The 26,978-nt window shown below is 50.4% G+C and carries 29 protein-coding genes and 1 other annotated feature; of the genes, 11 read left to right on the top strand and 18 right to left on the bottom strand.

Translation table 11 applies throughout. The annotated features are described in order from the left end of the window. Positions 1-17: 17 nt before the first annotated feature. The 3 genes from gndA to wzzB all read left to right on the top strand — a co-directional run bounded on the left by gndA (position 18) and on the right by wzzB (position 3,961). A complete protein-coding gene (gndA, locus tag A31E_RS12565) occupies positions 18-1,424 on the top strand; it encodes an NADP-dependent phosphogluconate dehydrogenase (protein ID WP_016248875.1) in 1,407 nt (468 codons plus the stop codon). A 247-nt stretch (positions 1,425-1,671) separates the two neighbouring features. Further along, positions 1,672-2,838, top strand: a complete 1,167-nt coding sequence (gene ugd, locus A31E_RS12570; RefSeq protein ID WP_016248874.1) for a UDP-glucose 6-dehydrogenase — start codon at positions 1,672-1,674, stop codon at positions 2,836-2,838. A 145-nt stretch (positions 2,839-2,983) separates the two neighbouring features. Beyond that, positions 2,984-3,961, top strand: coding sequence for an LPS O-antigen chain length determinant protein WzzB (gene wzzB, locus A31E_RS12575; RefSeq protein ID WP_016248873.1), 978 nt, complete (start codon positions 2,984-2,986; stop codon positions 3,959-3,961). Positions 3,962-4,057: 96 nt separating this feature from the next. Here the strand turns inward: wzzB and hisIE are convergent, their stop codons facing one another. From hisIE to hisL, 9 genes are all read right to left on the bottom strand, one after another. After that, complete coding sequence (gene hisIE, locus A31E_RS12580; RefSeq protein WP_000954922.1) at positions 4,058-4,669, bottom strand: bifunctional phosphoribosyl-AMP cyclohydrolase/phosphoribosyl-ATP diphosphatase HisIE; 612 nt, start codon at positions 4,667-4,669, stop codon at positions 4,058-4,060. Beyond that, positions 4,663-5,439: an imidazole glycerol phosphate synthase subunit HisF gene (hisF, locus tag A31E_RS12585; protein ID WP_000880156.1), complete on the bottom strand. Its 777-nt coding sequence runs from the start codon at positions 5,437-5,439 to the stop codon at positions 4,663-4,665. The genes hisIE and hisF overlap by 7 nt, the downstream gene beginning before the upstream one ends. Further along, a complete protein-coding gene (gene hisA / locus A31E_RS12590) occupies positions 5,421-6,158 on the bottom strand; it encodes a 1-(5-phosphoribosyl)-5-[(5-phosphoribosylamino)methylideneamino]imidazole-4-carboxamide isomerase (protein ID WP_016248872.1) in 738 nt (245 codons plus the stop codon). Before hisA ends, hisF begins: the two co-directional genes overlap by 19 nt. Further along, a complete protein-coding gene (gene hisH / locus A31E_RS12595; protein WP_001103560.1) occupies positions 6,158-6,748 on the bottom strand; it encodes an imidazole glycerol phosphate synthase subunit HisH in 591 nt (196 codons plus the stop codon). The genes hisA and hisH overlap by 1 nt, the downstream gene beginning before the upstream one ends. After that, positions 6,748-7,815 (bottom strand): bifunctional histidinol-phosphatase/imidazoleglycerol-phosphate dehydratase HisB, encoded by a 1,068-nt coding sequence (hisB, locus tag A31E_RS12600; protein ID WP_016248871.1) that lies wholly within the window; start codon positions 7,813-7,815, stop codon positions 6,748-6,750. The genes hisH and hisB overlap by 1 nt, the downstream gene beginning before the upstream one ends. Beyond that, on the bottom strand, positions 7,815-8,885 hold the full coding sequence (gene hisC, locus A31E_RS12605) for a histidinol-phosphate transaminase (RefSeq protein WP_016248870.1): 1,071 nt from the start codon (positions 8,883-8,885) through the stop codon (positions 7,815-7,817). The genes hisB and hisC overlap by 1 nt, the downstream gene beginning before the upstream one ends. Then, positions 8,882-10,186: a histidinol dehydrogenase gene (gene hisD, locus A31E_RS12610; protein ID WP_000009579.1), complete on the bottom strand. Its 1,305-nt coding sequence runs from the start codon at positions 10,184-10,186 to the stop codon at positions 8,882-8,884. The genes hisC and hisD overlap by 4 nt, the downstream gene beginning before the upstream one ends. A 5-nt stretch (positions 10,187-10,191) precedes the next feature. Next, positions 10,192-11,091 (bottom strand): ATP phosphoribosyltransferase, encoded by a 900-nt coding sequence (gene hisG, locus A31E_RS12615; protein WP_000131781.1) that lies wholly within the window; start codon positions 11,089-11,091, stop codon positions 10,192-10,194. 46 nt (positions 11,092-11,137) lie between these two features. Next, positions 11,138-11,261: a sequence feature (His leader region), on the bottom strand. Beyond that, positions 11,237-11,287, bottom strand: coding sequence for a his operon leader peptide (gene hisL, locus A31E_RS24265; RefSeq protein WP_001364200.1), 51 nt, complete (start codon positions 11,285-11,287; stop codon positions 11,237-11,239). It overlaps the preceding feature by 25 nt. A 426-nt stretch (positions 11,288-11,713) precedes the next feature. Between hisL and A31E_RS12620 the strand changes: the two genes are divergently transcribed. The 4 genes from A31E_RS12620 to plaP all read left to right on the top strand — a co-directional run bounded on the left by A31E_RS12620 (position 11,714) and on the right by plaP (position 15,138). Then, positions 11,714-12,538: an SDR family oxidoreductase gene (locus A31E_RS12620; RefSeq protein ID WP_016248869.1), complete on the top strand. Its 825-nt coding sequence runs from the start codon at positions 11,714-11,716 to the stop codon at positions 12,536-12,538. A 45-nt stretch (positions 12,539-12,583) separates the two neighbouring features. After that, entirely contained in the window at positions 12,584-13,513 is a 930-nt protein-coding gene (locus A31E_RS12625; RefSeq protein ID WP_000803328.1) for a LysR substrate-binding domain-containing protein, read from the top strand. 214 nt (positions 13,514-13,727) lie between these two features. Continuing rightward, complete coding sequence (yoeI, locus tag A31E_RS25770; protein ID WP_097433929.1) at positions 13,728-13,790, top strand: membrane protein YoeI; 63 nt, start codon at positions 13,728-13,730, stop codon at positions 13,788-13,790. Beyond that, a complete protein-coding gene (plaP, locus tag A31E_RS12630; protein WP_000019197.1) occupies positions 13,780-15,138 on the top strand; it encodes a putrescine/proton symporter PlaP in 1,359 nt (452 codons plus the stop codon). The genes yoeI and plaP overlap by 11 nt, the downstream gene beginning before the upstream one ends. Positions 15,139-15,212: 74 nt before the next feature. Here plaP and sbcB read toward each other — a convergent pair whose 3' ends face one another. Then, entirely contained in the window at positions 15,213-16,640 is a 1,428-nt protein-coding gene (sbcB, locus tag A31E_RS12635) for an exodeoxyribonuclease I (protein WP_016248868.1), read from the bottom strand. 208 nt (positions 16,641-16,848) lie between these two features. On the opposite strand from sbcB, the gene dacD reads away from it, so the two are divergent. From dacD to A31E_RS12655, 4 genes are all read left to right on the top strand, one after another. Then, positions 16,849-18,015: a serine-type D-Ala-D-Ala carboxypeptidase DacD gene (dacD, locus tag A31E_RS12640; protein ID WP_001516605.1), complete on the top strand. Its 1,167-nt coding sequence runs from the start codon at positions 16,849-16,851 to the stop codon at positions 18,013-18,015. A 118-nt stretch (positions 18,016-18,133) separates the two neighbouring features. Continuing rightward, positions 18,134-18,607 (top strand): DNA gyrase inhibitor SbmC, encoded by a 474-nt coding sequence (sbmC, locus tag A31E_RS12645; RefSeq protein ID WP_016248867.1) that lies wholly within the window; start codon positions 18,134-18,136, stop codon positions 18,605-18,607. A gap of 208 nt (positions 18,608-18,815) precedes the next feature. Further along, the gene (locus A31E_RS12650; protein ID WP_001516604.1) at positions 18,816-19,874 is read left to right on the top strand and encodes an FUSC family protein; all 1,059 of its coding nucleotides are present in this window, start codon (positions 18,816-18,818) and stop codon (positions 19,872-19,874) included. A gap of 168 nt (positions 19,875-20,042) precedes the next feature. Next, positions 20,043-20,372 (top strand): DUF496 family protein, encoded by a 330-nt coding sequence (locus A31E_RS12655; protein WP_000450409.1) that lies wholly within the window; start codon positions 20,043-20,045, stop codon positions 20,370-20,372. Between the two features lie 108 nt (positions 20,373-20,480). Here A31E_RS12655 and A31E_RS12660 read toward each other — a convergent pair whose 3' ends face one another. The 8 genes from A31E_RS12660 to A31E_RS12695 are packed head-to-tail and all read right to left on the bottom strand — an operon-like array spanning position 20,481 to position 26,975. After that, positions 20,481-20,924, bottom strand: coding sequence for a EutP/PduV family microcompartment system protein (locus A31E_RS12660; protein WP_016248866.1), 444 nt, complete (start codon positions 20,922-20,924; stop codon positions 20,481-20,483). A 4-nt stretch (positions 20,925-20,928) separates the two neighbouring features. Beyond that, a complete protein-coding gene (gene pduU / locus A31E_RS12665; RefSeq protein ID WP_000107121.1) occupies positions 20,929-21,279 on the bottom strand; it encodes a propanediol utilization microcompartment protein PduU in 351 nt (116 codons plus the stop codon). Next, positions 21,279-21,833 carry a propanediol utilization microcompartment protein PduT gene (gene pduT, locus A31E_RS12670; protein WP_016248865.1) on the bottom strand — a complete coding sequence of 185 codons (555 nt, stop codon included), beginning with the start codon at positions 21,831-21,833 and terminating at the stop codon, positions 21,279-21,281. Before pduT ends, pduU begins: the two co-directional genes overlap by 1 nt. A gap of 2 nt (positions 21,834-21,835) precedes the next feature. Then, on the bottom strand, positions 21,836-23,179 hold the full coding sequence (locus tag A31E_RS12675) for a 4Fe-4S dicluster domain-containing protein (RefSeq protein ID WP_016248864.1): 1,344 nt from the start codon (positions 23,177-23,179) through the stop codon (positions 21,836-21,838). Then, the gene (locus tag A31E_RS12680) at positions 23,176-24,288 is read right to left on the bottom strand and encodes a 1-propanol dehydrogenase PduQ (protein ID WP_016248863.1); all 1,113 of its coding nucleotides are present in this window, start codon (positions 24,286-24,288) and stop codon (positions 23,176-23,178) included. The genes A31E_RS12675 and A31E_RS12680 overlap by 4 nt, the downstream gene beginning before the upstream one ends. 10 nt (positions 24,289-24,298) lie before the next feature. Continuing rightward, entirely contained in the window at positions 24,299-25,684 is a 1,386-nt protein-coding gene (pduP, locus tag A31E_RS12685) for a CoA-acylating propionaldehyde dehydrogenase PduP (RefSeq protein ID WP_016248862.1), read from the bottom strand. Then, positions 25,681-26,688 (bottom strand): two-domain cob(I)yrinic acid a,c-diamide adenosyltransferase PduO, encoded by a 1,008-nt coding sequence (gene pduO, locus A31E_RS12690; RefSeq protein ID WP_016248861.1) that lies wholly within the window; start codon positions 26,686-26,688, stop codon positions 25,681-25,683. The genes pduP and pduO overlap by 4 nt, the downstream gene beginning before the upstream one ends. Before the next feature lie 11 nt (positions 26,689-26,699). Next, positions 26,700-26,975 carry a EutN/CcmL family microcompartment protein gene (locus A31E_RS12695; RefSeq protein WP_000549830.1) on the bottom strand — a complete coding sequence of 92 codons (276 nt, stop codon included), beginning with the start codon at positions 26,973-26,975 and terminating at the stop codon, positions 26,700-26,702. Between the last annotated feature and the right edge of the window lie 3 nt (positions 26,976-26,978).

The following is a 26,978-nucleotide window of genomic DNA, read 5'->3' as shown; positions in this document are numbered from 1 at the left end:
CCTGACAGGAGTAAACAATGTCAAAGCAACAGATCGGCGTCGTCGGTATGGCAGTGATGGGACGCAACCTTGCGCTCAACATCGAAAGCCGTGGTTATACCGTCTCTATTTTCAACCGTTCCCGTGAAAAGACGGAAGAAGTGATTGCTGAAAATCCAGGCAAGAAACTGGTTCCTTACTATACGGTGAAAGAGTTTGTTGAATCTCTTGAAACGCCTCGTCGCATCCTGTTAATGGTGAAAGCAGGTGCAGGCACGGATGCTGCTATTGATTCCCTCAAGCCATATCTCGATAAAGGTGACATCATTATTGATGGTGGTAACACCTTCTTCCAGGACACCATTCGTCGTAATCGTGAGCTTTCCGCAGAAGGCTTTAACTTCATCGGTACGGGGGTTTCCGGTGGTGAAGAGGGCGCGCTGAAAGGTCCTTCCATTATGCCGGGTGGGCAGAAGGAAGCTTATGAACTGGTTGCGCCAATCCTGACCAAAATCGCCGCCGTGGCGGAAGATGGTGAACCGTGCGTTACCTATATTGGTGCCGATGGCGCAGGTCACTATGTGAAGATGGTTCACAACGGTATTGAATACGGTGATATGCAACTGATTGCGGAAGCCTATTCTCTGCTGAAAGGTGGCCTGAACCTCTCCAACGAAGAACTGGCACAGACCTTTACCGAGTGGAATAACGGTGAACTGAGCAGCTACCTGATCGACATCACTAAAGACATTTTCACTAAAAAAGATGAAGACGGTAACTACCTGGTTGATGTGATCCTGGATGAAGCAGCAAACAAAGGTACTGGTAAGTGGACCAGCCAGAGTGCACTGGATCTCGGTGAGCCTCTGTCGCTGATCACTGAATCAGTGTTTGCACGTTATATCTCTTCTCTGAAAGATCAGCGCGTTGCCGCGTCTAAAGTACTGTCTGGCCCACAAGCACAGCCACCAGGTAACAAAGCTGAATTCATCGAAAAAGTTCGCCGTGCGCTGTATCTGGGCAAAATTGTTTCTTACGCTCAGGGCTTCTCTCAACTGCGTGCTGCGTCTGAAGAGTACAACTGGGATCTGAACTACGGCGAAATCGCGAAGATTTTCCGTGCTGGCTGCATCATCCGTGCGCAGTTCCTGCAGAAAATCACCGATGCTTATGCCGAAAATCCGCAGATCGCTAACCTGCTGCTGGCTCCGTACTTCAAGCAAATTGCCGATGACTACCAGCAGGCGCTGCGTGATGTCGTTGCTTATGCAGTACAGAACGGTATCCCGGTTCCAACCTTCGCCGCTGCGGTTGCCTATTATGACAGCTACCGTGCCGCTGTTCTGCCTGCGAACCTGATCCAGGCACAGCGTGATTATTTCGGTGCACATACTTATAAGCGCATCGATAAAGAAGGTGTGTTCCATACCGAATGGCTGGATTAATCTGATCTAACCAACAATAAATTGAGGCCCGGCGTATATTGCGCCGGGCTTTTTTTTACCAATTATCTTATAGACTAAATTTTACTGCTTAATATTAACCTAATAAATATCAGCTACTCTCATAAAGAAAATCTGAATTGTTTTTCGTTGCGTTGACCAGTCATCATCGTAGCGTTAAAACTTTTAACTCTTATCAGGATGCTAAAAACATCATGATTCACAGTTAAGTTAATTCTGAGAGCATGAAATGAAAATCACCATTTCCGGTACTGGCTATGTAGGCTTGTCAAACGGGCTTCTAATCGCACAAAATCATGAGGTTGTGGCATTAGATATTTTACCGCCACGCGTTGCTATGCTGAATGATAAGATATCTCCTATTGTTGATAAAGAAATTCAGCAATTTTTGCAATCAGACAAAATACGTTTTAATGCCACATTAGATAAAAAAGAAGCCTACCGGAATGCTGATTACGTAATCATCGCAACCCCGACTGATTATGATCCTAAAACCAATTATTTCAATACATCTAGCGTAGAATCTGTAATTAAAGATGTTACAGAAATAAACCCTTATGCAGTAATGGTTATCAAGTCCACGGTTCCGGTAGGTTTTACGGTCACGATGCAAAAAAAATTCAATACTGAGAACATCATTTTCTCCCCAGAATTCCTCCGGGAAGGTAAAGCCCTTTACGATAATCTTCATCCGTCACGTATTGTTATCGGTGAGCGTTCAGAACGTGCAGAACGTTTTGCTGAGTTATTACAGGAAGGGGCCATTAAGCAAAATATCCCGACTCTGTTTACCGACTCCACTGAGGCAGAAGCGATTAAACTTTTCGCTAATACCTACCTGGCAATGCGTGTGGCGTACTTTAACGAGCTGGATAGCTATGCAGAAAGTTTAGGTCTGAATACGCGTCAGATTATCGAAGGCGTTTGTCTCGACCCGCGCATAGGTAATCACTATAACAATCCGTCATTTGGTTATGGTGGTTATTGTCTGCCGAAAGATACTAAACAGTTACTGGCGAACTACCAGTCTGTGCCGAATAACCTGATCTCGGCAATTGTTGATGCTAACCGCACGCGTAAGGACTTTATTGCGGATGCTATCTTGTCGCGTAAACCTAAAGTAGTGGGAATATATCGTCTGATTATGAAGAGCGGTTCAGATAACTTCCGCGCGTCTTCCATTCAGGGGATTATGAAGCGGATCAAGGCGAAAGGTGTGGAGGTGATCATTTATGAGCCGGTGATGAAAGAAGACTCATTCTTCAACTCTCGCCTGGAACGTGATCTCGCCACCTTCAAACAACAAGCCGACGTCATTATTTCCAACCGAATGGCAGAAGAGCTTAAGGATGTGGCAGACAAGGTCTACACCCGCGATTTGTTTGGCAGCGACTAACCTTCTGTAATCAGGGCGATTTTCGCCATGATTGTCTTTTGTTACCCATGTAATAATTCATTATTTTTATCACTTATCCTATAGCATTCATGAAGATTATCGCTACACTATGCGAACCTGAAATTTTCCGTCAGTTAGGGTAATGATGAGAGTTGAAAATAATAATATTCCTGGTCAAAACCATGACCCGGAACAGATTGATTTGATTGATTTACTGGTGCAGTTGTGGCGTGGCAAGATGACTATCATCATCTCTGTCATTGTAGCGATTGCCCTGGCAATAGGGTATCTGGCCGTTGCCAAAGAAAAATGGACTTCCACAGCTATCGTTACTCAACCTGATGTGGGACAAATCGCGGGTTATAACAATGCCATGAATGTGATTTATGGTACGGCTGCGCCGAAAGTGTCTGATATCCAGGCGACGTTAGTTGGTCGTTTCAGTACGACATTTTCTGCATTAGCAGAAACGCTGGATAATCAGGAACAACCCGAAAAACTGACTATCGAACCTTCTGTTAAAAACCAGCCATTACCCCTGATTGTTTCTTATGTCGGGCAAACGCCTGAAGGTGCGCAGAAACAGCTAGCTCAATATATTCAGCAAGTTGATGAACAGGTGAATGAAGAGCTGGAAAAAGACCTGAAAGACAACATCGCACTGAGTGTGAAAAACTTGCAGGATTCTTTGAAAACGCAGGAAGTGGTGGCACAGGAGCAGAAAGATCTGCGTATCCGTCAGATTCAGGAAGCGTTGCAGTATGCGAATCAGGCGCAGGTCGCAAAGCCGCAGATTCAACAGACGCAGGACGTGACGCAAGATACGATGTTCCTGTTGGGGAGCGAAGCGCTGGAGTCGATGATTAAGCACGAGGCGACCCGTCCGCTGGTTTTCTCGCCTGGTTACTATCAGACTCGTCAAAACCTGCTGGATATTGAAAGTCTGAAGGCTGATGATCTTGATATTCATGCTTATCGCTATGTTATGAAACCCACACTGCCAGTGCGTCGCGATAGCCCGAAAAAGGCTATCACTCTGATTCTGGCTGTGCTGCTGGGCGGTATGGTTGGCGCGGGGATTGTGCTGGGGCGTAATGCTCTGCGTAATTACAACGCGAAATAATCTTTGCAGCTTTAAAGAAAACGGGCAGGGTGGTGACACCTTGCCCGTTTTTTTTGCCGGATGCGACAACAATATCGCATCCGCTTACCCCGTAACTCACTGATGCCGTTTGCGCAGGTTTTCAATCACCGTCGTTAAATCCAGATCCTGATCCTGCAACAACACCAGCAGGTGATACATCAAGTCAGACGCCTCGTTAGTCAGCTCAAAGCGGTCATGTACTGTCGCGGCCAGTGCGGTTTCCACGCCTTCTTCTCCTACTTTCTGTGCGATGCGTTTGGTGCCACTGGCATACAGTTTGGCGGTGTAGGAGGTTTCCGGATCGGCAGATTTGCGTTCAGCGAGCAGTTGTTCAAGCTGGTAGAGAAACAACCACTGGTGAGCGGTATCGCCAAAACAACTGCTGGTGCCTTTGTGGCAGGTTGGGCCGATGGGATTCGCCAGCACCAGCAGGGTGTCGTTGTCGCAGTCCGGTGCAATGCTGACTACGTTGAGGAAGTTCCCCGACGTTTCACCTTTAGTCCACAGTCGCTGTTTGGTGCGTGAGAAAAAAGTGACTTTGCCGCTTTCGATGGTTTTATCCAGCGCTTGCGGGTTCATGTAGCCCAGCATTAACACTTCGCCAGATACCGCGTGTTGCACAATCACTGGCATCAGTCCGTCGGTTTTTTCCCAGTCCAGTTCGCGGCGTTGTTGTTCTGTTAACATATCCTGATCTCCACGCCCTGTGTTGCCAGGTACGCTTTTAATTCACCAATATTGATTATTTGTTTGTGGAATACGGAAGCTGCCAGCGCGCCGTCAACGTCGGCATCGCGGAAGGCTTCAAGGAAGTGTTCCATAGTGCCTGCGCCACCGGAGGCAATCAGCGGGACGTGGCAAACTTCACGCACTTTTTTCAGTTGTTCGAGGTCGTAACCGTTACGCACGCCGTCCTGATTCATCATGTTGAGGACGATTTCTCCGGCTCCGCGTTTTTGCACTTCCTGTACCCAGTCGAGCGTTTCCCACTGCGTAACGCGGGTACGGCTTTCATCGCCGGTATATTGATTAACGTGATATTTGCCGGTTTCGGCGTCGTACCAGGTATCAATACCGACCACAATACACTGCACGCCAAAACGATCTGCCAGACGGGTGATCAATGTCGGATCGGCCAGTGCAGGGGAGTTGATGGAGATTTTATCCGCACCAAAGGAAAGAATTTTCGCGGCGTCATCCAGCGACTTAATCCCACCCGCCACGCAGAACGGAATGTCGATCACTTCCGCCACGCGAGATACCCAGCTTTTATCTACCACGCGGCCATCGCTGGAAGCGGTGATATCGTAGAACACCAGTTCGTCTGCACCTTCTTCGGCGTAGCGTTTTGCCAGCGGCACAATATCGCCAATGATTTCATGGTTGCGAAACTGTACGCCTTTCACCACCTGACCATCACGAACGTCAAGACACGGAATTATGCGTTTTGCCAGCATGCGATGGCCTCCTTCACGGTGAATTTACCTTCCAGTAATGCCCGGCCAACTATTACGCCGCGCACGCCAGTGCCACGCAGGGCAGCGACATCTTCAATGTTGCCAATACCGCCGGAGGACTGAAACGCCACCTGCGGATATCTGGCGCACACTTCTTCATATAAAGAGACGTTAGAACCTGCCAGCGTGCCGTCGCGCGAGATATCGGTACACAGCACATGTTTCAGGCCGACGGGCAGATAGGTTTCCACCAGTTGTTCCAGCGAAACGCCTGAGTTCTCTTGCCAGCCGCTGACCGCCACCTGTTTGTTGCCTTGCTCGTCAATACGGACATCCAGCGCCAGCACTAACGCATCGGCACCAAAACGTTCAAACCAGCCTTTCACCATTTCTGGTGATTTCACCGCGGTGGAGCCAACCACCACGCGCGCAACGCCTGCTTCCAGTAACGCCGCCACGTCTTCTTCGCTACGCACGCCGCCGCCAACCTGCACCGGAACGTTAACGCCCGCGACCAGGGTTTTAATCAGCGGGATTTGACGTTTAGCCGGATTTTTTGCCCCGGTCAGATCCACCAGGTGCAGTACTTCAGCACCTTGTGCGGCGTAATCCTGTAAGCGCGGCAGCGGGTCGTTGCCATAATCACGCTGCTTGCCGTAATCGCCCTGATGGAGACGCACCACGGTGCCGTCGATTAAATCTAATGCCGGAATAATCATTACATCTCCAGGAAGTTTTTCAGCAACTTAGCGCCAGCGGCACCGGAGCGTTCCGGGTGGAACTGCACGCCGTAGAAGTTATCTTTTTGTACCGCTGCGGTGAACGGTTCGCCGTAATTACACTGGGCGATGGTCCACGGATTGACCGGCATGGCGTAGCTGTGAACAAAGTAAAAGTACGCGCCGTCTTCAATCCCCTGAAACAGGCGGTTGCCAGCCTGTGGGTAAACGCGGTTCCAGCCCATATGCGGCAATGGCAGACCAAAGTCGGTCATTTTCGGTACATCCTCGTCAATGATGCCCAGCAAATCGACGCCGTTGCTCTCTTCGCTGCGTCGCCCCAGCAGTTGCATTCCTAAACAGATGCCCAGCACCGGTTGAGTACAGGCTTTGATGAGATCAAACAGCTCGCGCTCACGCACCTGATCCATCGCCGCTTGCGCAGTGCCAACGCCAGGTAAAAACAGTTTATCGGCCAGCAACACGACGTCCGGGTCACGGCTGACCTTTGGTTCATAGCCGTGACGCGCAATGGCAGACTTCACCGAGTTCAGGTTGGCGCAGCCGGTATCAAGGATCACCACGTTCATTACAGCACTCCTTTCGACGAGGGCAGGGTGTCACCTTCCACGCGGATGGCCTGGCGCAGGGTGCGACCAAAGGCTTTGAACAGGCTCTCTACACGGTGGTGATCGTTTTTACCTTTGGTTTTCAGGTGCAGAGTCATGCCCATGGTGTAAGAGAGTGAACGGAAGAAGTGTTCGATCATTTCGGTGCTGAGATCGCCCACGCGCTGGTAGGTAAACTCAGCTTTATATTCCAGGTGCGGGCGACCAGAGATATCCAGCGCGCAGCGTGCGAGGCATTCATCCATCGGCAAGACAAAACCAAAGCGGCAGATGCCGCGTTTGTCGCCAAGGGCAATTTTTAACGCTTCGCCCAGCGCCAGCCCGGTATCTTCGACGGTGTGGTGATCGTCAATATAGAGATCGCCTTTGACATTGATTTCCATACGGAAACCACCGTGGGTGGCAATCTGATCCAGCATGTGATCAAAGAAACCAACACCAGTGTTAATCTTGCTGCCACCTTCGCGATCCAGCCACACCTGAACGTCAATCTGCGTCTCTTTGGTGTTGCGCACTACATGGGCATAACGATCGCGTTTAGTGAGTTGCTCACCAATCATCGGCCAGTTCAGGGTTTCGCGGTTGTAGCGTAAACCATTAATACCCATGTTTTCAGCAAGTTGAATATCGGTCGCACGATCGCCAATCACGTAACTGCTGGCGCGATCCATCGCCTGCTCAGCGAGATAACGCTCCACCAGTTTTACCTTCGGCTTGCGGCAGTCACATTCATCGTCGGGCAGGTGCGGGCAAATCAGCACTTCATCAAACTGCACGCCTTGCGAGGTAAAGATCTGCATCATCAGATTGTGCGGGCCATCGAAATCCGCCTGCGGGAAACGTTGTGTTCCAAGACCATCCTGGTTGGTGATCATCACCAGCTTATAGCCTGCTTTTTGCAGCTTCAGCAGTTCCGGGATCACGCCCGGTTCAAAGGCGAGTTTGTCAAAACGGTCCACCTGAAAATCACTCGGCGGCTCGCTAATCAGGGTTCCATCGCGATCGATAAAAAGATACTTCTGACTCATCAAACTTGCTCCGCACGTAAGGCGTCAATGACGCGCTGGCTTTCTTCACGGGTTCCGACGGTAATTCGCAGGCAGCCGCTTAAAGAGGGTTGTTTATTCTGATCACGTAAGATAATGCCCTGATCCCACAAAGATTTAAACACTGCGCTGGAGGCTTTAAAGCGTGCCAGAATGTAGTTGGTTTCGGAGTCGAAAACCTGCTCCACGCAGGGGATCTCTTTCAGTGCGGCAATCAGGTATTCGCGTTCTGCAATAATTTGCGCCACTCGTTCGCGCATGGCGACGATCCCCTGCGGGCTTAACGCCTGTGCCGCAATGTCGGCAACCGGCGTTGAGAGTGGGTAGGGGGCGATCACTTTCATCAGCAGGTTGATGACTTCTTCGTTTGCCAGCGTAAACCCACAACGGAGACCCGCCAGAGCAAAAGCTTTCGAAAGGGTGCGCAAAATAGCCAGGTGCGGATATTCCGCCAGCCAGCCCGCCAGCGATGCCTGCGGGCAAAACTCAATATAGGCTTCATCGGCAACCACAATGGCTTTTCCGCGGGTTAACTCCAGCAGAGTGCGAAAATCTTGCGGATTGATCAGTTGCCCGGTCGGGTTGTTAGGGCTGCAAACATAAACCACTTTCACGCCGTCCAGCTTGTCGGAAATCCCCTGCAAGTCCAGTTGCCAGTTTTCCAGCGTCGGCACCGTGCGACACTCGACGCCAATGGTTTCGGCGCTGACGCTGTACATGCCGTACGTTGGCGGGCAATAGAGGATGGCATCTTTACCCGATTCACAAAAGGCGCGAATCAGTAGTTCAATGCCTTCGTCTGCGCCGCGGCTGACCAGCACTTGTTCCGGTTTTACGCCAGCATATTGCGCGTAATTTTCAATAACCGCTTTTGGCTGACATTCCGGATAGCGGTTGAGCGTTTGCTGAGTGAGCTGAAACTCCACGGCTGTAGGATATTCGTTGGCGTTCAGCCAGACATCGCCGTTACCGCCCAGTCGGCGCGCTGACTGATATGGTGTCAGGTTGCGGACGTTTTCACGCGCTAAATCGGTAATAGTCACGGTGCTCATGCTTGCTCCTTAAGGGCGTTGACACGTAAAGTCACGGCATTTTTGTGGGCTGTCAGGCGTTCGGCGGTAGCCAGCGTTTCAATGGTCGAAGCCAACGCAGAGAAACCCTCTTTCGACAATTCCTGCACGGTCATGCGCTTCTGGAAATCCGCCAGTCCGAGGCTGGAACAGGTGGCGGTGTAACCGTAAGTCGGTAGAACGTGGTTGGTGCCGGAGGCGTAGTCACCTGCCGATTCCGGTGACCAGTCACCAAGAAATACCGAACCGGCGCTGGTGATGCTATCGACCAGTTCGCGGGCGTTGCGGGTTTGAATAATCAGGTGTTCCGGGCCGTACTGATTGGAGATTGTCACGCACTGCGCTAAATCGTTGGTCACAATCAGGCGGCTGGTGAGCAGTGCCTGGCGTGCAGTTTCAGCACGCGGTAACTCTGCAAGTTGACGTTCTACAGCTTCGGCAACGCGGCGTGCCATATCGGCGTCGGGCGTCAGTAAGATCACCTGTGAATCCGGGCCGTGCTCAGCCTGAGAGAGCAAATCTGAAGCCACGAAGTCCGGCGTTGCGCCACTATCGGCAATCACCAGCACTTCCGACGGGCCTGCGGGCATATCGATTGCTGCACCGTCCAGACGCTGGCTCACCTGACGTTTCGCTTCAGTCACAAAGGCGTTACCCGGTCCGAAAATTTTGTCCACTTTCGGCACGGATTCAGTACCAAAGGCCAGCGCGGCAATGGCCTGTGCGCCGCCGACGTTAAATACATCCTGCACGCCGCACAGTTGCGCCGCGTAGAGGATCTCATCGGCAATCGGCGGCGGTGAGCACAGCACCACTTTATTACAACCTGCAATACGTGCTGGAGTCGCCAGCATTAATACGGTTGAGAAGAGTGGGGCAGAGCCGCCAGGAATATACAAACCCACTGAGGCTACCGGGCGGGTGACCTGCTGGCAACGTACGCCTGGCTGGGTTTCGACATCTACCGTCGGCAGTTTTTGCGCATTGTGGAAGGTTTCAATGTTCTTTACTGCTACCGCCATCGCCTGTTTCAGGTCGTCGCTCAGGCGTTCGCAGGCTGCGGCGATTTCTTCAGCAGACACTTTCAGCGCGGTAACCTTGGTTTTATCAAACTTCGCGCTGTATTCCCGTAAGGCGTCATCGCCGCGTGCTTTCACGTTATCTAAAATTTCACGGACGATACGGGTGATGCTTTCAGAGGCGGAGATCGCCGGGCGCATTAACAGTTGGCGTTGTTGCTCCGCAGTACAGTTATTCCAGTCAATGATTGTGTTAAAGCTCATGGCTATTACTCCATCATCTTCTCAATTGGCAGAACCAGAATCGAACTCGCGCCCAGTTCCTTCAGTTTTTCCATCGTTTCCCAGAACAGGGTTTCGCTACTCACCATGTGCATGGCGACGCGTTGTTGATCACCCGCCAGCGGCAGAATGGTTGGTCGTTCGGCACCTGGCAGCAGGGCGATGACATCATCCAGACGCTCGGTTGGTGCATGCATCATGATGTATTTCGATTCACGCGCCTGAATTACGCCCTGAATACGGGTCAGTAGCTTGTCGATTAGTTGCTGTTTGGATTCTTCCATTTCACCATCGCGCTGGATCAGGCAGGCTTTCGAGCGGTAGATAACTTCCACTTCGCGCAGGCCGTTGGCCTCCAGGGTGGCACCGGTGGAAACCAGATCGCAAATCGCATCCGCCAGTCCGGCGCGCGGGGCAACTTCGACAGAACCGTTCAATAAGCAGGATTTGAAAGAGATACCTTTCTGGTCGAGATAACGCTTGAGCAAGTGAGGATAAGAGGTGGCGATACGTTTACCGTTTAAGGAGAGCGGGCCGTCCCAGGCTTCATCAACGGGCGTTGCCAGTGAAAGGCGACAGCCACCAAAATCAAGACGGCGCAGGGTAAAGTAGCGCGGATCTTCACCCTGGGCGCGGCGGTTGAGCAACTCTTCTTCCAGTACGTTCTCACCGATGATCCCGAGGTCTACCACGCCATCCATTACCAGACCGGGAATGTCGTCGTCACGCACGCGCAGAATATCAATCGGCATGTTTTCTGCCATCGCGATCAGGCGCTGGGTGTGAAGATTAATTTTAATGCCGCAGCGCGCCAGCAATTCGCGTGAATCATCACTTAAACGGCCGGATTTTTGCATAGCTATGCGTAAACGAGTGTTGTCTGTCATTTTCTTATTCCTCTTTTAACCTGTCTGAATCGTTATCAACCGCGCAATAAAAAAGCCCCCGGAAGGTGATCTTCCGGGGGCTTTCTCATGCGTTCATGCACCACTGGAAGATCTGAATGTCTTCCAGCACACATCGCCTGAAAGACTAGTCAGGATGATGGTGATGATGGTGGTGTTTAAATTGAACGCGTGTCATAAAAATCTCTGTGAATGTTTATTCAACTGATGCCTTTTAACCTAAACCACTTTCACGATAGAAAGCAAGGGCTTTTTTATATATTTTGCGGCGATAGATTTGTTTAATGAATGAGCAGGGAAAGAAGGGCGCTAAGAGTGACTACGTTAAAAAAAGTAATCGTGAAAATATGTCTTTAAAGCCCTCAAGAACATTGTGTTCTGTAACTAAAGTGGCCTTTGTTCATGCCGGATGCGGCGTGAACGCCTTATCTGGCCTACAAATGTTGCCTAAATTCAATATATTGGTGTTTTTGTAGGTCTGATAAGCGGAGCGCATCAGGCAATTGTACATTTGCTAACAGTTTCGATTCATTCATAGAATGAATTGTCAGTTTTGATACGCTGGCGTAGCCTTATAGATCTAAGGTGTATCAGGAGAAAACGGATGAAAAAGGTCGCAATTGTCGGGTTAGGGTGGTTAGGTATGCCGCTGGCGATGTCACTTTCAGCGCGGGGCTGGCAAGTCACCGGGAGTAAAACCACACAAGATGGCGTCGAAGCGGCCCGAATGAGTGGGATTGATAGCTATACGCTTCGCATGGATCCCGAGTTAGTTTGCGATTCTGACGATCTGGATGCCCTGATGGATGCTGATGCGTTGGTCATTACGCTTCCGGCGCGACGCAGCGGTCCTGGCGACGAGTTCTATTTGCAGGCAGTGCAAGAGCTGGTAGACAGCGCGCTGGCTCACCATATTCCCCGCATTATTTTCACCAGTTCAACCTCTGTCTATGGCGATGCGCAAGGCATAGTAAAAGAAACCACACCACGCAATCCCGTGACCAACAGTGGACGAGTGTTAAAAGAACTCGAAGACTGGCTGCACAATTTACCTGGTACTTCGGTCGATATTTTGCGTCTTGCTGGCCTGGTGGGGCCGGGGCGTCATCCAGGGCGCTTCTTTGCTGGAAAAACTGCGCCAGACGGTGAACATGGTGTCAATTTAGTTCACCTGGAAGATGTTATTGGCGCTATCACTCTGTTGTTACAGGCACCTAAAGGCGGACACATCTATAATATATGTGCGCCAGCTCACCCTGCGCGTAATGTTTTCTATCCGCAGATGGCCCGTTTACTGGGGCTGGAACCTCCGCAGTTCAGAAACAGCCTGGACAGCGGCAAAGGTAAAATTATTGATGGCAGCCGGATCTGTAATGAATTGGGATTTGAATACCAGTATCCCGATCCACTGGTAATGCCGCTGGAGTAAAGCATCACGCCAGCAGAATGCCGCATACACCGCAAGGGGGCGTGTATGAAACCACTGCTGGATGTGTTGATGATCCTCGATGCCTTAGAAAAAGAGGGCAGTTTTGCGGCGGCGTCAGCCAAACTGTACAAGACGCCGTCTGCGCTGAGTTACACCGTTCATAAGCTGGAAAGTGATCTTAATATTCAATTGCTTGATCGCAGCGGTCACCGCGCTAAATTCACCCGCACCGGAAAAATGTTATTAGAGAAAGGGCGGGAAATTCTTCACACTGTTCATGAGCTGGAAAAACAGGCAATAAAACTTCACGAAGGCTGGGAGAACGAGCTGATTATCGGGGTTGATGACACCTTTCCTTTTTCTCTGCTTGCGCCGCTTATTGAACTCTTTTATCAACATCACAGTGTAACGCGGTTGAAATTTATCAATGGCGTGCTCGGTGGTTCCTGGGAGGCGCTGACCCAGGGCCGGGCAGATATTATTGTCGGCGCTATGCACGAGCCGCCATCTTCCAGCGAATTTGGTTTTTCTCGTCTGGGTGATCTGGAGCAAGTGTTCGTTGTGGCACCCCATCATCCGTTAGCGCTGGAAGAAGAACCGTTAAATCGACGAATCATTAAACGATATCGGGCGATAGTCGTCGGTGACACTGCGCAGGCAGCCGCGTCTACAGCTTCACAAATACTTGATGAACAAGAAGCCATTACCGTATTTGATTTTAAAACCAAGCTGGAGCTGCAAATCAGTGGTCTTGGTTGTGGTTATTTACCCCGTTATCTGGCGCAACGCTTTCTTGATAGTGGTGCGTTAATCGAGAAGAAAGTGGTCGCGCAAACCCTCTTTGAACCTGTCTGGATTGGCTGGAACGAACAAACCGCAGGGCTTGCCAGTGCGTGGTGGCGAGACGAGATTTTAGCAAATAGTGCTATCGCCGGTGTTTATGCAAAATCTGGTGACGGAAAATCAGCCATTTAAATAAAAAATCATCTGTCAAGCCCCTCATTCTCTTGTCATTTACCCCCCATTTAGGCACAATGCGCCGCTGTCAAAAAATGACTAAAAACCGACGTTTTATCCGCGTCGGTTATTTTTTGCTTCAAACCAATCATTCATACCAAGAGGCCGGGCTTCGTACCGGATAGATATTTACTAAAAATCGACAGTTGTTGTCGCTGAGGAATCCAAAAAAATGGGGCAATTTTTTGCTTACGCGACGGTTATCACCGTAAAGGAGAATAACCATGTCGCATAACGTTACTCCAAACACCTCTCGCGTGGAATTGCGTAAAACGCTTACGTTAGTTCCGGTTGTAATGATGGGTCTTGCCTATATGCAGCCGATGACGCTGTTTGATACTTTTGGTATCGTTTCAGGCCTCACGGATGGTCATGTGCCGACAGCCTATGCGTTCGCATTGATTGCGATCCTGTTCACGGCTCTGAGCTACGGGAAGTTGGTTCGCCGCTATCCTTCTGCTGGCTCTGCGTACACTTACGCCCAGAAATCTATTAGCCCGACCGTTGGCTTTATGGTGGGTTGGTCTTCTCTGCTCGACTATCTGTTCGCGCCGATGATCAACATCCTGTTGGCGAAAATCTATTTTGAAGCTCTGGTGCCTTCCATCCCATCGTGGATGTTTGTGGTGGCGCTGGTGGCCTTTATGACAGCCTTTAACCTGCGTAGCCTGAAATCCGTAGCGAACTTCAACACCGTCATTGTGGTGTTGCAGGTTGTGCTGATCGCGGTGATTCTGGGCATGGTGGTCTACGGCGTATTTGAAGGTGAAGGCGCTGGTACGCTGGCGAGCACCCGTCCGTTCTGGTCTGGCGATGCGCATGTCATCCCGATGATTACCGGTGCGACGATCCTGTGCTTCTCCTTTACCGGTTTTGACGGCATCAGCAACCTGTCGGAAGAAACCAAAGATGCAGAGCGCGTGATCCCGCGTGCGATTTTCCTGACCGCGCTGATCGGCGGTATGATCTTCATCTTTGCGACTTACTTCCTGCAACTGTACTTCCCGGATATCTCTCGCTTTAAAGATCCGGATGCGTCACAGCCTGAAATCATGCTGTATGTTGCGGGTAAAGCATTCCAGGTTGGCGCGCTGATCTTCTCCACCATTACCGTACTGGCGTCTGGTATGGCGGCGCACGCAGGCGTAGCGCGTCTGATGTACGTGATGGGGCGTGACGGCGTGTTCCCGAAAAGCTTCTTCGGTTATGTACACCCGAAATGGCGTACTCCGGCGATGAACATCATCCTGGTTGGTGCGATTGCTCTGCTGGCAATCAACTTTGACCTGGTAATGGCAACGGCGCTGATTAACTTTGGTGCGCTGGTGGCGTTCACCTTCGTTAACCTGTCGGTTATCTCGCAGTTCTGGATCCGTGAGAAGCGTAACAAGACGCTGAAAGATCACTTCCAGTATCTGTTCCTGCCGATGTGTGGTGCGCTGACCGTTGGTGCGCTGTGGGTTAACCTGGAAGAAAGCTCGATGGTTCTGGGGCTGATCTGGGCGGCTATCGGTCTGATTTACCTGGCTTGCGTAACTAAGAGCTTCCGCAACCCGGTTCCGCAGTACGAAGACGTTGCATAATTTTATAAAACCGGATGGTGTCATCATCCGGTAAGTCTCAAAAAGCCGGAGTTTAACGCTCCGGCTTTTTTGTATCAGACGATCTCTTCCGCGTACTGCCAAAGCGCCTTTAACAGTGCCACTTTCTCTTTATCATCGGCATATTGCTGCGCCAGCATCTGCAGTTCATCAGCATAGCCTTGCAAAAACTCTGGAGTGAAGACCTGACGGCGATGCTCCAGCCAGCGTTGCTGTTCGGCGTAATCTAACGTGCCGGGGAAGTTACGCGCCCGATAATTGAACAACAGCTTCTCTATGCGTTTATCGACAAAGGTGATATCCAGTGCCGGTAAGTTACGTGGCTCGGTTTCCAGCACAATTTTCATTGCCGCGCGATCGGCGTCACTGAAAAAGCCATTATAAAGCTGGGCATCCACGTTATCTGAAGGCATAAACGGTTCGGCTTCAGCAAATATTGCCACCACTTTTTCGCGCACTTGCGGGTTTTCACGCAAAATTTTCAGGTTATCAAGGCAATGCTGACGATTAATTCCCAGACGGTCGGCATCCTCCGGGCGAAGTGTATTCGCCTGTGCCAGCACCGGACATTTATTAATATGCACCAGCTTAACCGGGACTGCGGCGTTATTGCCCAGATCGACTTTTGCGGTATACAGACGCTCGCGCAGCATGTCGCTATCCAGTTCCAGTAATGGCGAAATATCTCCAGCTAAATCCACCATAATCACGGCATTGCGATTTTCAGGATGCCACGCCAGCGGCGCAACCCAACTGGTATTGCCGCGCCACGCACCAAACATGCCGGAAACGTGCACCAGTGGTTTCATCTGTGGCACATCAATCAATGCCATCAGTTTGTGCTTATTACGATGGGTAAAGAGATAATCAAACAGGCGTGGCTGACGCGTTTTCACCAGCTTCGCCATCGCGATAGTGGCGTATACATCGGCCATCGCATCGTGGGCGTTGCTATGCTCTATACCATTCGCTTTGGTTAAATGTTCAAGACGAAAACTCGGCAGACCGTCATCATTTTCAGGCCAGTTGATCCCCTCCGGACGTAGGGCATAACAGGCACGCATGACGTCCAGCAGATCCCAGCGAGAGTTATCATGCTGCCAGCTCCAGGCATAGGGATCGTAGAAATTACGATAAAAAACATTGCGCGTGACTTCGTCGTCGAAACGCACATTGTTGTAACCAAGAATGCAGGTTTTCGGTACGGTAAAAAGCGAGTGGATGCGGGCGGCAAAGGCGGCTTCGTTTTCTCCTTTCGCCCGTGCTTCCTGCGGTGTGATGCCGGTGATTAACACCGCCCCTGGTTGAGGTAAATAATCATCAGCAGGTTTGCAGTAAAAGACTTCTGGTTCGCCAATGATATTGAATTCGCTATCGGTGCGAATGGCGGCAAACTGCGCAGGGCGATCTAACGCGGGGTGCGTGCCAAAGGTTTCGTAATCGTGAAACAAAAAGGTAGATTGTTGCTTACCGTCATTCATCATTAGGTTAAATCCGTTATTTCTGCTGTATGCCAGAGTACCAAATATCACAACGCTAATCAGCTTTAGAGCGACAATTTGGCAGCGTGTGGAAACAGATAATGTCAGATTAAAATGAGATAAATGTCACATTTTCTTGCACTTTATTCCAGCCAGTTCATCAGGATTTCCGTAAAAAGAACAGCTATTTGAAACTCCTGAGGATTTGCTGTTGAAACGCCGTCTTGTTATTGCTGCTTCTTTGTTCGTTTTTAATTTATCGTCTGCTTTTGCAGCAGAAAATATTCCTTTTTCACCCCAGCCTCCAGAAATTCATGCGGGGTCATGGGTATTGATGGATTACACAACCGGACAGATCCTCACGGCGGGTAATGAGCATCAACAACGTAATCCTGCCAGCCTGACTAAGCTGATGACTGGCTATGTCGTTGATCGTGCTATCGATAGTCATCGTATTACACCAGACGATATTGTCACTGTGGGGCGTGATGCGTGGGCAAAAGATAACCCGGTATTTGTCGGTTCTTCACTGATGTTTTTGAAAGAGGGGGATCGCGTATCGGTACGTGATTTAAGCCGTGGATTAATTGTCGACTCCGGCAATGATGCTTGTGTTGCGCTGGCTGATTATATTGCTGGTGGGCAACGGCAGTTTGTTGAAATGATGAACAATTACGCCGAGAAGTTGCATCTAAAGGATACGCATTTTGAAACGGTACATGGTCTGGATGCGCCGGGTCAGCATAGTTCGGCCTACGATTTAGCCGTACTTTCGCGCGCCATCATTCATGGTGAACCTGAGTTTTATCATATGTACAGTGAGAAAAGCCTCACCTGGAACGGCATCACCCAGCAAAACCGTAACGGCTTATTATGGGATAAAACCATGAATGTCGATGGCCTGAAAACCGGACATACTTCCGGGGCCGGGTTTAATCTCATTGCTTCGGCTGTGGATGGTCAGCGTCGACTCATTGCGGTGGTGATGGGGGCTGAAAGCGCAAAAGGTCGTGAAGAAGAGGCGAGAAAGCTACTGCGTTGGGGACAACAGAACTTTACTACGGTGCAAATTTTACATCGTGGGAAAAAGATTGGCACAGAACGCATCTGGTATGGCGATAAAGAAAAGATTGCGCTTGGAACCGAACAAGAGTTCTGGATGGTGCTGCCAAAAGCGGAGATTCCGAATATCAAAGCAAAATACACCCTTAATGATAAAGAACTGACCGCGCCAATTAATGCCCATCAGCAGGTTGGGGAAATTGAACTTTACGATCGGGATAAACAGGTGGCGCACTGGCCGCTGGTCACCCTGGAATCCGTCAGTGAAGGCGGCATGTTTTCCCGGTTGAGCGATTATTTCCACCATAAGGCCTGACCTTTCTTTTGCAGCAGACTGGCAGGAGTGCGAGTCTGCTCGCATAATCAACACTCATTCCTTGTGGTTTTTATATTGCAAATGTACTGTACATAAAACCAGTATTAATGGAGGCATCATGAACTACGAGATTAAACAGGAAGATAAACGTACCGTTGCAGGTTTCCATCTCGTTGGCCCGTGGGAACAGACGGTAAAGCAAGGTTTTGAGCAGTTGATGATGTGGGTAGACGACAAAAATATCGTGCCAAAGGAGTGGATAGCGGTCTATTACGATAATCCAGACGAAACACCCGCCGAAAAGTTACGTTGTGACACCGTCGTCTCGGTGGCAGATGACTTCACGCTCCCCGAAAACAGTGAGGGCGTTATCCTGACGGAAATTTCTGGAGGTCAGTATGCGGTGGCGGTTGCACGCGTAGTGGGTGATGACTTTGCTAAACCCTGGTATCAGTTCTTTAATACTCTCTTGCAGGACAGCGCTTACGAAATGTTGCCAAAGCCCTGCTTTGAGGTTTATCTGAACAATGGTGCGGAAGAGGGGTATTGGGATATCGAAATGTATGTTGCGGTGCAGCCTAAACAGCGCTGATAAGTGGCACTGGATCAGAGGATAACCCGATTGCTACGCTGTTTTTCGTTATGTAAAAGAGTAAGATTCGTCTGCAGTTTTCTGACAACCAAACCGGGAACGTCTGCTATTCCCGGTTTGCCGGACAGATTTGTTACATAGCGTTATCGTTCCCGGACTGCCAGATTGCATTATGACCGTTTTTTCTCTTATTCCACGGAGTGCCCGCGTGCGTGCCGATAAGTCCTTAAGCCCGTTTGAAATTCGAGTGTACCGCCATTACCGCATTGTGCATGGTACGCGAGTTGCGCTGGCGTTCTTGCTCACCTTTCTCATCATTCGCTTGTTTACCATCCCGGAAAGCACCTGGCCGCTGGTCACTATGGTGGTGATCATGGGGCCAATTTCGTTCTGGGGCAACGTTGTCCCTCGCGCCTTTGAACGTATTGGCGGTACTGTGTTGGGTTCGATATTAGGTCTTATCGCTCTGCAACTGGAGTTAATCTCTTTACCGTTGATGTTAGTCTGGTGTGCTGCAGCCATGTTCCTTTGCGGTTGGCTGGCGCTGGGTAAGAAGCCATATCAAGGTTTATTGATTGGTGTGACGCTGGCAATTGTTGTTGGCTCGCCAACCGGTGAAATTGATACCGCATTATGGCGAAGCGGCGATGTGATCCTCGGCTCTTTACTGGCAATGTTGTTTACCGGCATCTGGCCGCAACGTGCTTTTATCCACTGGCGCATTCAACTGGCGAAAAGTCTCACTGAATATAATCGCGTCTATCAGTCAGCGTTCTCACCGAACTTACTCGAACGTCCACGTCTGGAAAAACATCTGCAAAAACTCCTGACCGATGCCGTGAAAATGCGTGGGCTGATTGCGCCCGCCAGCAAAGAAACCCGTATCCCAAAATCGATATATGAAGGGATCCAGACAATTAACCGTAATCTGGTTTGTATGCTGGAACTGCAAATCAATGCTTACTGGGCCACGCGCCCCAGCCATTTCGTGTTATTGAACGCGCAAAAACTGCGCGATACACAGCACATGATGCAGCAAATCGTGTTGAGCCTTGTTCATGCCCTGTACGAAGGTAATCCGCAGCCGGTTTTTGCTAATACGGAAAAATTGAACGATGCTGTGGAAGAGCTGCGTCAGTTGCTCGATAACCACCATGATCTCAAGGTCGTTGAGACCCCGATTTATGGCTATGTGTGGCTTAACATGGAAACGGCGCATCAACTGGAGTTGTTGTCAAATCTGATTTGCCGGGCCTTGCGCAAATAATTCCCGATCTTCAGAATCATCTTGCTGCTTCGATTCAGCAAAGATAAAGGGTATGATAGTGAAAAGGGATAAAAGCATTGTCATCTGCGGCAGCTATGAGTAATGTTGGCTCTAACGAATAGCGGCTGCTTAAACGAATCCGACTCTCACATTATCAGGGGTATAAAAATGGAAACTACCAAGCCTTCATTCCAGGACGTACTGGAATTTGTTCGCCTGTTCCGTCGTAAGAACAAACTGCAACGTGAAATCCAGGACGTTGAGAAAAAGATCCGTGACAACCAGAAACGCGTTCTGCTGCTGGACAACCTGAGCGATTACATCAAACCGGGTATGAGCGTCGAAGCAATTCAGGGCATCATCGCCAGCATGAAAGGCGACTATGAAGATCGCGTTGATGATTACATCATCAAAAATGCTGAGCTTTCCAAAGAACGCCGCGATATCTCCAAAAAGCTGAAAGCTATGGGTGAAATGAAAAACGGCGAAGCGAAGTAATTTCTGCTTTATTCAATGAGGGTTGCCCGGCAACCCTCATTGTTCATGATTCCTTTCTCTGTGTCACAAGTCATCATTCCCATCTGATAACATATTGAAATGTCGAAATTAACGACAACCTTCTTCTGTATGTAACAAGGTAAAAAGTTCTGCAACCCCGATGTTATTTATCGCGCTGGTTACTAATACGTTGCGTGCCCCAGCTTCCCGTAACCAGCATTTCACCAAAGATATTTGTTCTACGCTGGCTAAATCCGCTTTGGTTACTACCCCAATGATCGGGCGATTTATCGATGTGGTAAAGCCTGGCGAAAAAGGGGACCACGGTGCGTTCGCATTAAGTACCAGTGCGATAATGTCCGCTTCGCAGGCACAGACCAGCAGTGCGCTGTAAAGGCTGCGGTTTTCGAGGTATTCCCCGGGTGTGTCAATGGTGGCCGGTGACCAGACGATTGCCTGCGTCTTCTGATACTGAATATTCTCTCCGCGCAGGCATTGTGTGAGTGACGTTTTTCCGCACTGACTGGGGCCGATGAGCATCATCCGTTGCATAGTGTCAGGTCCGTGTAATGGAACAGGCGGTAAAGTGCATCATTTCGCCCAGCGTGCGTGTAACCTGGCTAAGTGCATATTCGATAGCAGAAACATCGCCAGTCAGAACTACCGCGCCGGTAAAACGATCAAGAAAACCAATCTCTACAGCGCCTGATTTTGTGGCGATATCACACGCGATGATAGATGCTTCACTGGGGGTAATCGTCAGAATGCCAATGGCAGAAACGGTGTCTGGTAAACCTAATTTCTTAAACAGATCCTTTCCGGGATTCGCAATCACATGCGCCAGTGTGACCTGTTTACCGGGAACATATTCCTGAATCATCCGTTCAGTCGTGTGTTGAGTTGACATTATCCCTCCACCATCTGACGCCACATGGCTTCATGCGGACGGGCAATCACCGAACGATAGACCAACAAACCTTTTTCCCCCGCGCGCTCGCTGGCGACAGAGACCGCGTTATTAACATCAGAAATATCGCCTGCCACTACCATGTAGCATTTACCGCCAATACCGAAGGCCATATGCACCCGCACGAGCGTGACGTTTGCCGCTTTCACTGCACAATCGGCAGCGTCAATGCAGGCTGCTACACTCCAGGTTTCTACTACACCGACAGCCCGTCGCTGGTCAACATGGTTCAGACCGCTGATTGCAGACAGGATAGTGGGATGAATATTAGGAAGAACCAGACTGTCGACCAGCATTTCACCAGCAAGGGTCGAGCCATTATCGATGGCCTGTTGCACCGCACCGACATCGCCACCGAGCATCAGCAGAAATTTACCGGGGCATAGCGTTTTGCTGACCAGTAACTCAACGTTGGCGCTTTTCAGCATGGCATCGCCGGTTTCCATCCCTTTCGCGATACTGCTAAGTTCTAAAATACCTACCGCTTTTGACATGGTTAACCTCTCACAACCGTAATCGCGTTTTCTGTCACATCACTGATCGTGCCATCAATACTGGCATGAATGGGGGCACCTAATGTGCCGTGTGGAATTTGGCCTACACATTGCCCACGAACGACACGATCGCCTTTTTGGACACACGCAATTGCGCTGGCTCCGATGTGCTGGCGTAACAATAGCGTCACTTTTTCGGGCTGTGGCACGTGTTCAGACCATGGCGCATCCTGATACCACGGTGCTAAGCCCAGTCTGGTTACCAGCCGTTTTACGGGAATCAGTCGATAATTTGCCATGACATCCGCAGGGTTTAAGGTGCCTTCGTAGCGGAGATTTTTAGCGCGTAATTCCTGCTTAAGCAGGCGATTTATGCGCATTGGTGAAATACCTACCGGGCAGGCGACGCTGGCACAGACGTTGCACTCCGAACAGGTGAGTGCTGTCAGTAACAGTTGCGGTGTAGCGAGCTGTTGGTAGTTAACCGCACGTACTAACAAATGTGGTGACAGTTCGTGACCGATTAAATGACGTGGACAGAGATCGGTACATAAGCGGCATTGTTCACAAACGGTTTTCGCGACGGCAAGTACGTTGCGATCATCCTGCATTCGACGTTGGATCAGTGAATGAGAGTTGGGTAAGACCAGCAAGCCGCCGGTGGTTTTGCTGACTGGCGTATCGAGCGATGGGATCAAACTCCCCATCATCGGCCCGCCATTGATAAAACCGGGATTATCTACCGTAGCGCCTCCCGCCAGCGCCAGTACCTCGCGTAAAGACATTCCGATGGGAACGGTCACTGTTACTGGTTTAGCAACTGCACCATTAACGGTTAACGTGCGGCGCGTTACCGGATACTGTTGCTCAACGGCTCTGGCAATATTCAGCACGGTCTGGACGTTATTCACCACCACGCCGACGCTAACGGGCAACGCGGCGGGTGAAACGCGACGACCTGTTGCCATCCAGATGGTCAGCACCTCATCCCCAGCGGGATAAACGTCGGGCAAAATATGCAGGCGGATATCCGTTGGAAGTAATGGTGTAAGTGCTTTTATTGCGGGGTGATACTTCTCTTTCAGCGCGATGATTCCGCTAGCAGCCCCGGTGGCTTTCATCGCATAGTGAACACCGCGTAGCAGGCGGCTGGCTTGTTGTGCCATTAACTGCTGGTCCACTTTCAACATTGGTTCGCATTCCGCGGCATTTACCAGGAAAGTGTCAACACACGCCTGCAGCTTGATATGTGTTGGAAAGCCTGCGCCGCCAGCACCCACAACCCCGGCTGCCTGAACTCGCTCACGGATCGTCTGACTGTCACAGGACGTTAACTCGACGTTCATAACAACTCCTCAAGCAGTTCCTCAATAGCGGAGGCATCAGCCGCTCGTGGGTTGGTACGCAATGTTGCATCCGCCAGCGCTGCCTGAACCATATCTGGAAGACGTGCTGACCATTCTGCTTTTTTTTCTTTCAGTGCATTAGCGAGAGTCGGTATTGCACAGGCTTTTTTAAGCTGTTCAATATGTTGAATGAGTGCATTGAGGCTGGCGGTGTCATTGGCGTTATCAGGGCATAAATGACACGTTTTTGCCAGCCGGACGTAGCGTTTGGCGGCGCGCGGATCGCCAGCATTAAAGCGGATAACCGCCGTGAGCAGGAGAGCATTCGCCAGGCCGTGTGGCAGATGAAACTGCCCGCCGAGTTGATGGGCAATTGCATGATTTAACCCAAGCCCAGCCTGGCTAAAGGCCATTCCGGCAAGCGTCGAGGCATTATGCATTTTGCCGCGAGTAGCAAGACAATCGCCTTTATTCACTGCTGTAGGCAGGTAGTGAAAAACAATTTGCACGGCTTTTTCGACCAGAGCATCCGAGAAATCACTGGCGCGTGGAGAAACATAGGCTTCTAGCGCATGGGTTAAAACATCCATTCCGGTATTGGCAGTTATCGCGGGAGGCACGCTGACGACCAGCGAGGGATCGAGGACTGCAATATCCGGATAAAGTGCATTATCGAAAAGGGGATATTTAATCCCTTTCTCTGGATCGCTGATGACACAGGCGCTGGTCACTTCTGAGCCGGTGCCGCTGGTGGTGGGTATGGCTACGCAGGTGTCAATCTCAATAGCACACTGGCGACTAAACCAGACAATCGCTTTTGCGGCGTCCAGCGCAGAGCCGCCGCCAAAACCGATAACCACATCCGGGCGTAAAGTCTGCATTTGTGCAATGCCTTTTACCACGGTCTGGATAGTTGGGTCGGGTGTTATTTCGCTAAAAATACTGAGGCGGTTGCTTTCAGGCAGCGCCTGGCGCAACGTGTCAATCAGTGGTGAGCGTGCCAGAAAGGCGTCGCAAATAATCCAGATGTGCTTATTGGTGAAACGGCTAAGCACTTTAAGACTTCCTGGTCCGCTGTATAAACGCGTCTGCAGTGAAAAAGTATTCATTTCCGTTTCTCTAGCGAATGGAAAAACCAGTGGTCAACACGCAGCGTCGTGAGCGGGCAAAAGTCCGTGCTGACGTTGTCCCCTCTCCGGTCGGTGTAGCAATGGTGAAGGTCGTAAATCCTTCACCGCCGACGCCAATGCCTGCCCAGGAGGGGCCGTTTTTGACAAAGATGGAGGTTTGCATAACGCGCGCGGCAAGGTTGAGCCGAGAGACATTCTGCGAGTGCATAATTGCCGTGTGGTGCAAGCTGTCTTCCACTTTCAGCGCCAGGGTGAGGGCGCTATCAAAATCATTAACTTTTACAATGGGCAACATTGGCATCAGTTGTTCGCAGGTAACCCAGCTATCATCGGCGTCGACAATAGCAATTAGTAATCGAGGGGCTTTCTGCGGTAAAGGAATTCCCGCTGCTTCCAGCATGGCTGAAGGACTTTTACCCACCAGCTTTTTGTTGGCAACATTGCCAGGAAGGCAAATAGCACGCAATTGGTCAGTTTGTTCCCGGTTAAGAAGAAAAGCGCCAAAACTTTGCATCTGTTGGATTAGGTAATCTGCTACTGATTCAACGACTATCAGGCTTTTTTCAGCGATACACGGCAGGTTGTAATCGAATGAAGCGCCGTTGATGATGTCTTCGGCGGCTTTCACAATATCCGCCGTTTCATCGACGATGCAGGGTGGGTTACCCGCACCGGCACCAATCACTTTCTTGCCACTTTTCATCCCCATTGCGACGATACCTGGACCGCCAGTAATTGCCAGAACGACGATTTTAGGGTGCGTCATCATCTGTTCAGTGGCGGCAAAGGTTGGTTCAGACACGGTAACGATAAGGTTATGAATGCCACTACAGCGAAACGCGATGTCTTCGATTATGGCGATCAGTTTCAGCGATACGTTTTTGGCTCCCGGGTGAGGACTGAAATAGACACTATTGCCTGCAGCCAACATGCTGATGCTGTTGTTAATGATGGTTTCCGTTGGATTGGTACTTGGCGTGACTGAGCCAATAACCCCAAACGGAGAGTATTCAAATAAAACCATGCCACCATCACCGGTTAGCGCAGTGGTGGTTAAGTCTTCAATTCCAGGTGTGTTATCGAGAGCCGCTTTGTTTTTTAGATACTTATCTTCTTTATTTCCCATCCCCGTTTCGATAGCGCTCTCTTCTGCCAGTTCGGTAAGGCGGGGGGATAATTCTTCGCGAATGGCGTTGATAATGGCACTGCGGGTTTTAAGTGGGCACTGTTGAAAGCGCAAAAAGGCCTGGTGTGCAGCGCAGACGGCGTCATCGACAGTCTGGAAAATACCATTTCTTTGCGTTTGTGACGCAGTGGGCATCATTTGTTCGCGCAGGATATTGCGGATAATCGTTTCTAATTCAGTGGTATTCATAGGTTTGCTCCTGCGTTAATTGCTGCCATTGCGGTTTGTGCAATATCCATGTCTTGTTCAACGCTACCGCCGCTGATACCAAGCCCTCCAAGCAATATTCCGTCACGCCAGAGGGGGAAACCGCCACCAAAAGTGACAACTTTGCCTTGCATATGGCTTTCGAGTCCATAAAGCGGCGCTCCGGGTTGCACGGCGTCAGCAAGCTTGTGTGTTGCCGTTTTCATCGCCACGGCGGTCCAGGCTTTTTTCGGTGCCAGTTCACTGCTAACCAGCAGCGCATCAGGCATCCGCCAGGTAACGCTTTCCGTACCGTTGGCATCAACGATGCTAATGACTACGGGAATATGCAGTTCATCTGCGCGCATTGCCGCGCTACGAATGAGCTGATGAAGATCCTGAAAAGTGAGCGGCATCGTGCGTTCCTTCAATGCTGGAGGGTGGTTAGCTTCGTGATAACGTTTTGTTATTTCCTGAATCATCAGGTTCTGATGAGCAACATTGTCTTCCACGCGGGCGAGGGCATACAGGCAATCGGAAAGCCGGTTGATGTAGTGCAGTAAAACATGGCGAACGGTGGCTTCCGTTGTCAGTTCAACCAGACATCTTTCGGCCCTGCGAGCCACTGTGCGGGCGAAATGCATGCGGCTTGCGGCTTCACAACGACCAGGTAGAATGAAGCTGCGAACTGGAGGAACCGCGTTCATTGCACTGTCGATCGCTTTTTCCAGCGCGGCGATTTCTTCCGTACTGATGTAACGTTGCTGCGCTGATGGCTGTTCGCTTTCACTGGCGAGCTCGGCACTAAACCAGAATATCTGTTGCTGAATGGCTTCCAGTAAGATGCGATGACTTTCGATGGTGGTGGCGCAATAACACAGACTGAGTGTCGCGTTCAGTTCATCCAGCGTGCCATAGGCTTCGACACGTAGATGAGTTTTGCTGACACGTTGCCCGGTAAATAGGGACGTATTTCCTGAATCGCCTGTTCTGGTATAAATCGCCATCTTTCAACTCCTTAGCGCGAAAGCGTATCGACAATGCCAACCACTGCCAGGTCGATGGCTTCGTTAGGTCCGGAAAACACATGTCTGGCGCTGGAACCGCTGCTGAGGAGTACCAACTCACCGACGCCAGCACCGACTGAATCAACGGCAACTTCGTCACCGGTTAATGGTGTGAGAGGCAGTTCACCGTCAGCGCTGACCCGGCGAACCAACAGCAGTTTTTTCCCGACCAGAGAAGGTGATTTTTGCGTGGATACCACCGCGCCAGTGACTCGAGCCAGATGCATGGG

This window comes from Escherichia sp. KTE159 (genome assembly GCF_000408805.1).
Taxonomy (GTDB): domain Bacteria; phylum Pseudomonadota; class Gammaproteobacteria; order Enterobacterales; family Enterobacteriaceae; genus Escherichia; species Escherichia marmotae.
This window is presented reverse-complemented; position numbering and strand designations above follow the sequence as displayed.